General features: G+C 35.9%; 3 protein-coding genes. 1 reads left to right on the top strand and 2 read right to left on the bottom strand.

Annotated features, from left to right (window positions below; all coding sequences use genetic code 11):
• Window positions 1-451 precede the first annotated feature (451 nt).
• Window positions 452-4,918: a YhgE/Pip family protein gene (locus ACWOA3_RS07765; RefSeq protein ID WP_456885147.1), complete on the top strand. Its 4,467-nt coding sequence runs from the start codon at window positions 452-454 to the stop codon at window positions 4,916-4,918.
• A 145-nt stretch (window positions 4,919-5,063) separates the two neighbouring features.
• Here the strand turns inward: ACWOA3_RS07765 and tnpA are convergent, their stop codons facing one another.
• Window positions 5,064-5,528, bottom strand: coding sequence for an IS200/IS605 family transposase (gene tnpA, locus ACWOA3_RS07770; RefSeq protein WP_456885149.1), 465 nt, complete (start codon window positions 5,526-5,528; stop codon window positions 5,064-5,066).
• A gap of 307 nt (window positions 5,529-5,835) precedes the next feature.
• On the bottom strand, window positions 5,836-8,150 hold a 2,315-nt coding region (locus ACWOA3_RS07775), incomplete at its 5' end, for a DUF1542 domain-containing protein (RefSeq protein WP_456885151.1).

Consider the following 8,150-nt stretch of genomic DNA (forward strand, 5'->3'; position numbering starts at 1 on the left):
AAAGACAGTTATCCACCAAATAGAGATAGCTGTTTTTTTAATATTTATAGCTATTTTTTCTATAAATTTCACATTTTAAATTTAATATCCTCCAATATTTTTCTCTTTATTAGTGAATTTATTTTTTCATTAATTAGGATTTTTACAATATGTATTAACAAAATTATTTTAATTAATATATATTTTTTCATAAGGTTACATAATAATTAAATTATTCACTATAAACTCAACAATAAAAGGTTTTATTAGATGAAACACCTGTTTAATAGTTATAATTTCTATCCCCATTATACATAATATACTTCAATATTAATTATTATTAATTCACTATTGCTTTAAAATATTTTGACTTTTAGTTTATAAGGTTGTAAAATATTTTAAGTGATATGAACTCATATCATCCAAATTCAATATAATGGAATTTCGCCGACGAAATTTCTTAGGAGGAATTATGATAAAAAAAGAATTTAGTAGCCTTTTAAAAAGCAAAGGTTTAAAAGCTACCATGGCTACCGTTCTTCTAGTTCCTGTTTTATATTCAGGAACCTTCCTAAAATCCGTTTGGAATCCATATGACAACACTGGAAACATGAAAGTCGGGGTTGTTAATCTAGACCAAAAAGTAGATTTTAATGGAAAAACTCTAGAAGTCGGGAATTCAATGGTCGATAAACTAAAAGAAAACAAAAAAGTAAATTGGCAATTCGTCGATAAAGATACAGCCGATAAAGAACTTCGTGAAGGAGACTACTACATGGTAGTTACAATTCCAGAGAACTTTTCTAAAAATGCTACATCTTTATCAAACGATAACCCAGAAAAAATGAACATCGACTTTACTACCAATTTTACAAAAAGTAAAAATGGTGAAAAAATTATGGAAACTGTAGCAAGTAACTTAACAAACACAGTTAAGGATCAAGTTGTAAAAACTTATACAGCTACTTTATACAGTAAGTTTTCTGAGATTGGAGAGTCTCTTCACAAAGCAGCCGATGCTTCAAATACACTGAACAACGGACTTGGTCGTCTTAGTGAAGGTGGCCAAAAACTTGGTAGTGGTATCAACCAACTTGCCGATGGTTCTGGTCGACTTTCAAATGGACTTGGTCGCCTTAGCGATGGTGGGCAAAGACTTAGCAGTGGTATTAACCAACTTGCTGACGGTTCTGGTCGACTTTCTAATGGACTAACTCGTCTTAGCGATGGTGGAATAAGACTTAGCAGCGGTATTAACCAACTATCCGAAGGATCATGGAGACTGACTGCTGGACTTTATCGTCTTAGCGATGGTGGAATAAAACTTGGTAACGGAATTAATGAACTTGCTGACGGTTCTAAACGTCTATCTAACGGACTAACTCGTCTTAACGATGGTGGTGCTAAACTTGGTAACGGGATTAACGAGCTTTCTAATGGTTCTAAACGTCTAACCGACGGACTTTCTCGCCTTAGCGATGGAGGAGCTAAACTTGGCAATGGAATTAATGAACTTTCTAATGGTTCTAAACGTCTAACTGATGGACTTTCTCGCCTTAGTGAAGGTGGACAAAGACTTAACAACGGAGTTAACGAACTTTCTGATGGCTCTAAACGTCTAACTGACGGACTTTCTCGTCTTAGTGAAGGTGGACAAAGACTTAACAATGGAGTTAATGAACTTTCTGATGGCTCTAAACGTCTAACTGACGGACTTTCTCGTCTTAGTGAAGGTGGGCAAAGACTTAACAATGGAGTCAACGAACTTTCCAATGGTTCTAAACGCCTAACTGACGGACTTTCTCGTCTTAGTGAAGGTGGCGCTAAACTTGGTGATGGAGTATCTCAATTACAAAGTGGAGCTGGAAGATTATCAGATGGACTAAGTTCATTAAACGATAAAAAAGACGCGTTAATCTCCGGTGTAAATGAACTTACTGAAGGATCTAATAAACTTACTATCGGTTTCGATACATTTAAAGCTAAAAGTATTATGCTTACTTCTGGTTTCAATTCTCTATATAACGGAAGCAAAGAATTCCAAGCTGGACTTTTAAAATATACTAACGGTGTTCTTACACTTAATGAAAAATTACTAGCTAAAAAAGAAGATTTAGAAAAACTGAATGCTGGAAGTGCTACATTAAACAATGGAATTGATAGATTATCAGACGGTATTTCACAAATCAATTCTGGACTTGCAGCTAAAAAAGATGATCTTAATAGACTTACTGCAGGTGGAGCTGCATTAGGTGATGGAGTAGCTAAACTTTCTGAAAATACTCCAAAACTTGTCGATGGAGCTGACAAACTAAACACAGGATTAAACGCATTAAACACTAACTTACCTAGTGATAGTGATTTAGCAGCTAAGAAATCTAGTCTAAACTCTACATTAGATAAACTAAAAGGATTAAAACTTACTTATAGAACACATTTTAATCCACTTAACAGTGCTTTTGCAGAATTAGGTTCTCAACTGGAATCTATAAAAGCTCTTGTAGATCGTATAGAAACACAATCTACCACGACTACTACAACTACAGCAGCACCTGCTCCAGCTCCTGCAGCCACTAATTTTGCAAACTTGGAGCAAACATTATCATCAATGCAATTAACACCTGAGCAAAAAGCAAGTATCCTTGCTGCCGCTCGTAACGATGTTGCTGCTACACCAGCACCTGCTGCTCAACCAACTACTACTGTTCAAAACAATAGCAGTAACAACAATAGCCAGATTAAAGCTGAACTTTCTTCAGCAGTATCTAGCGCAAACTCAAAATATTCAAGCATGAAATATCGTGTAGGAAGATTAAACTACATCCAAACTCAACTTGATAAATTCGATGTAAATACACTTTCTTCTGAACTTGAGGGAACAATTAGTGGTTTTTCTAGCATCAAAGACGCTGTTGGTAAACTTTCTGCTGGTAGTGGTCAATTAAAAGCTGGACTAACAATAATGAATGAAAAAACTCCTACCCTTATGGCAGGATTCAATCAATATAAAGGTGGAGTAGATGCTACAGTATCTTCTCTAACAACAGGGGACTTAGCAAACGGTCTAAACCAACTTGCTAATGCTACTCCAAAACTTAAAGATGGTGTAACAAATTACACTAACGGTGTAAGTGCTCTTACTACATCAATGACTACAGGTGAGCTAGCACAAGGTGTTGGAACACTTGCAGCTAAAGGATCTGAACTACAAGCCGGATTCGATAAACTAGGTGGTGGTATCAGCATAATGCATGAAAAACTTCCAGAATTAGCTGGTGGAATCGATGCTTTAGTTAACGGAAATGCAAGAATCAATGCAGGACTTAACAAACTTCAAGCTAAACTTCCAGAATTAAGTATCGGTATTAAAGAACTTGATAACGGTGGTAAAAAATTATATCAAGGACTAACAGATATGAAAGCTAAAGCTCCAGAACTACTTAACGGACTTAACAGTGCTAAAGAAGGGTCTGAAAAACTTTCTAATGGTTTAGCTGCTATGCAAGCTAAAGCTCCGGAATTAATCAATGGAGTTAACGCTGCAAAAGAAGGGTCTGAAAAACTTTCTAACGGTTTAGCTGCTATGCAAGCTAAAGCTCCGGAATTAATCAATGGAGTTAATGCTGCGAAAGCGGGTTCTGAAAAACTTTCTAATGGTTTAGCTGCTATGCAAGCTAAAGCTCCGGAATTAATCAACGGGGTTAACGCCGCGAAAGAAGGATCTGAAAAACTTTCTAATGGACTTGCTGCTATGCAAGCTAAAGCTCCAGAATTAATCAACGGGGTTAACACTGCTAAAGATGGTTCTGAAAAACTTTCTAACGGTTTAGCTGCTATGCAAGCTAAAGCTCCGGAACTACTTAACGGACTTATCAACGCTAAAGTTGGTTCTGAAAAACTTTCTGGCGCTCTTACAATCATGCAAGCTAAAGCTCCGGAATTAATAGGCGGAGTTAACACTGCTAAAGACGGTTCTGAAAAACTTTCTAACGGACTTGCTGCTATGCAAGCCAAAGCCCCAGAATTAATTAATGGAGTTAATAGCGCTAAAGATGGAGCTAACAAACTTCACGGCGGACTTACTGCTATGCAGGCTAAAGCTCCGGAACTACTTAACGGACTTAACACTGCAAAAGCTGGATCTGATAAACTTTACAGTGCTCTTACAATCATGCAAGCTAAAGCTCCTGAGTTAATCGCAGGATTAGATAAAGCTAAAGATGGGTCTGGTTTATTAGCAGATAAACTTTCTAGCGGAGCTGATAAACTATCAGCAGCTAAAACTGGAGACAAAAACGTAGACATGATGTCTAACCCAATCAAAACTAATATTAGCGACATCTCAGAAGAAACAAGCTACGGTAACGCAATGGCTCCATTCTTCTTAGTATTCGGACTACTAATCGCAGCTGCGGCATTTAACATCCTATTCCCAGCTCGTAAAGCAGAATACGGGGAATCAACAAATAGTCTATTCACTTCAAGACTTGCGTCAATGTCTATATTTGCAGCATTAGCTACACTTATCGAAGTTGTAGCGATGAAATTATTATTCGACTTTAGAATACAAAACTTCGGAATGTATTTCTTCGGATTAATACTTTCAGGTATCGTGTTTATGATAATAACACACTTCTTATCATACACGTTCGGAAAAGTTGGTAATGCTATTAGTATCGGATTTGTAGCTTTACAATTCGTTCTAACTACACCACTATTCCCTAAAGAAATGTTACCTTCTCTATACACTGGATTAATTCCGTTCACACCTGTTTACTACGGTGACATGGCAGTTCGCCACGCTGTTCTTGGTGGTTTAACTGATGGAATTTACAACAATTCTATATTAATCTTAGTTGTTTTAGGAATAATATTCTTAACTCTTACTTACATCTCTTACAACAAGAATAATAAAGCTGTTGTGAATTTAGCAAAATAACAAAAATAATGACCACCCCTGAAAAGGGGTGGTTTTCTCTTCGGGTATAACCCTTTGTTACTAACACGCACCTCAAGGCGCTGGCTTTCACATTCGTTCAAGCCCTATTGTATTTTGACGCCCGCTACCCGTTAAACGGATTTATCTACTTTTTCTTATTTCCAAATGGATTTGTATATTCTTTTGTTGTCAATTTATCTATTGTAATGTCATGCGTTTCTTGTTCTCTGATATATTTTCTTATTGTACTTTCATTCAAACCTACAGTACTTACATAGTATCCTTCTGCCCAAAATTTTCTATTCCCATACTTATATTTCAAGTTTGCATGCATATCAAATATCATCAGTGAACTTTTTCCTTTCAAATACCCCATAAAACTTGATACACTATATTTCGGTAGTATTGATAACTGCAAATGTATATGATCTGGCATTATATGTCCTTCTATTATTTCCACTCCTTTATACTTACATAACCTTTTTATTATATCTACTATATCTCGTTTGTATTGATTAAATTCTATTTTTCGTCTATACTTAGGGGTAAATACAATATGGTATTTACATAACCACTTTGTATGCGATAAACTATTATGTTTATTTGCCATAATTAAAATCATCCTTTCTTTATTTTAGAGCTTGAACTACTCTTATTTTATCAAGAAAGGATGATTTTTCAATTGTTTAACTTTTATCTCGCACCCGCATAGCGGGTGGTTTTTTGTTTCGGAGACTTTGCCTCCTCAACTGGCTAAAGCCATTAATAAAAAATTCTAAGTAACATCAATATTTGTTACTTAGAATTTTTTTGCTCTTTGTCTTTTGGTATATAAAATTAAAATCCGGGATTGGAATTTTTTCCATGCCCCGGATTTAGTATATAACCGAAACTATTAGATATCGATTTTCAGATATTTATTCTTCTTTTTCCTTACGACGTTTCGCTACCGCAAGTAATCCTCCTAAAAGCGCCATTCCTAGTCCTGCTAATCCAGTATTAGTCTCAGCTTCTCCTGTATTCACTAGGCGTTGACCTTTCTTAGCATTGAACTTAGGTCTGTTGTCATTTGAATAATCTATCGTAGGTTTCTTATCTTCTTTTGTATAAGTTACTACATTATCCTCAACGATAACACTTGTTACTTTCTCAGCAACTACTAAGTTTTCAGCTGAAATTACTACCACTTGACCATCAGGGTAAACAATTGTCGCTTCACCTGTGTTTGAAATTGTAATTTTAGCATCTTTTAAGTTTGGATTTGCAGTTATTAAAGCTTGTTTAACAGCTTCTTTTTCTACCTCTGTAAGGTTTGAAGCATCTTTTACCTTAACTTTTTCCGGTAAGTTTACAGTTACTTCTTTACGTTGTTCAAAGATATCTTTAGCTAGAATAGTAAATGTTCTTCCATCTTTAAGAATTACAGTCACATTTCCTTTTTCATCAACGACTAGTTCTATCGCTTCTCTTATAGCGCCTAACACCTTGAACTTAACTTTTTCTTTATCAGATTCAGTTAGATTGTTAATATCCGCAACTACCTCTTTATCAAAGTCAAGATTAATATTCTCACCGTTATTCTTAACAGCTACATCTGCAGCATCTTTCACTAGTACATCTGAAGAAATCGTCGTAGACTTGCCATCTTTTGTAGTAACAGTGGCATTTCCTTTTGTATCTACCACAACTATTGCTCCAGGATTAATTTCTTCAATAGCCGCTTTTATTTTAGCTATTTCTTCTGGCGTTAAACTTCCTTTATTCGCTACTAACGTTCTTATTGCAGGTGTATTAACCTTACTATTCGCAGTAATATCAGTCAATTTATCCATCGGAATAACTAAATCTAGAACTGGAAGTACGAATACTAAACCTTCTCCATTAGTTACAATAACATTACCTTTTGCATCGATAGCTACTGTTGCTCCAGGATTTACCGCCTTAACTTTGGCTATAATCTCTTGTTTCTCTGCTTCTATTAGTTTAGTTAGATCCGTTACAGCCGTCTTAGCTACAGGTGTATTAACCGCATTTCCAGCATTTTCTTTAGCAAGATCTGCTTCTGTTTTTGTTACTTGTGCAGCTGAAATAACTTGTTTATGACCATTTGCAGTTATTACTATAACATTTCCTTTTGCATCTTGTGTTATTTCTTTCGCATCTGGATTTACCGATTTAATAGCCGCTAATACTTTAGCTTTTTCTTCATCCCTTAAGTTAGTCGGATCTACTACGATTACTTTTTCAGCAGGAACTCTAACTTCTTCGACAGCTTTGATTTCTGATTTCTTAGCTTCTTCTATCTTGTTAAGTTCATTAACACTTGAAGATGCATCGATTTCTTTTTTAGCTTGTGTTGCAATTTTATCAACGTCAGCCTTAAGAAGTTCTTTCACTTTATCAGAAATATCTGTTCTGGCATCAATAGCTGCTTTCTTAACTTTCGCTTCTTCATCTATCGCTTTTCTTGCATTAGGTTTATCTTCTACAAATGGCACTGCTTCTTCAATTCCCACTTTAGAGTCATCTTGTAATTTTTTCACATCTGCATTTTCCCTAGCTTCATCAATAGCTTTCTTAGCTATTTCTGCTAATTGTTTAGCTAGGTCAGCTGCTGCTTTTTTCTCTTCATCAGTGGCATCTGGAGTATTTGCGATAGCTTTAAGTTGTTCTGCTAACTTATCATCTATAGCCTTCTTAGCTGCAGATTTTACTAACGCTTTTGGCTCTACTGAAGCTACTTCCGTTGTTCCGTTAGTCTTAGCTTGTCCTACTTCTACGTTTGTTGTCGCTTTATCGATTGCTTCTTTTGCTGCATCGGCTTTAGCTTTAGCTTCTTCTTTCGCCGCTGTTTTCTCTTCGTCTGTCAAGTCTGTACGGGCATCTATCTCGTCGTTCTTAGCCTTCAGAGCTTCATCGATTACTTTCTTAGCTTCTGTTTTTGCTACTGCTTCTGGATTTACATTGTTTACTTCTGTTGTTCCATCTGTCTTAGCTTGAGTAACTGCATCGTTTGTTCTTGCTGCATCGATGTTATTCTTAGCTTCTGTTGCTTTTGCTTGTGCGTCTTGTTTAGCTTTAGCTTTTTCTTCATCAGTTAGATCGTTATTTGCTTCGATTGCTTTGATCTTCTCAGCTAATGCATCTTCTACTGCTTTCTTAGCCGCTGTCTTCGCTTCTGGTTGTGGATTTACATTGTTTACTTCTGTTGTTCCATCTGTCTTAGCTTGCG

It is taken from the genome of Gemella taiwanensis, assembly GCF_054054385.1.

Bases quoted from the DNA above. Each gene is read 5' to 3' on its own strand.
- ACWOA3_RS07765 (WP_456885147.1), top strand. From the start codon at position 452: ATGATAAAAAAAGAATTTAGTAGCCTTTTAAAAAGCAAAGGTTTAAAA.
- tnpA (WP_456885149.1), bottom strand. From the start codon at position 5,528: ATGGCAAATAAACATAATAGTTTATCGCATACAAAGTGGTTATGTAAA.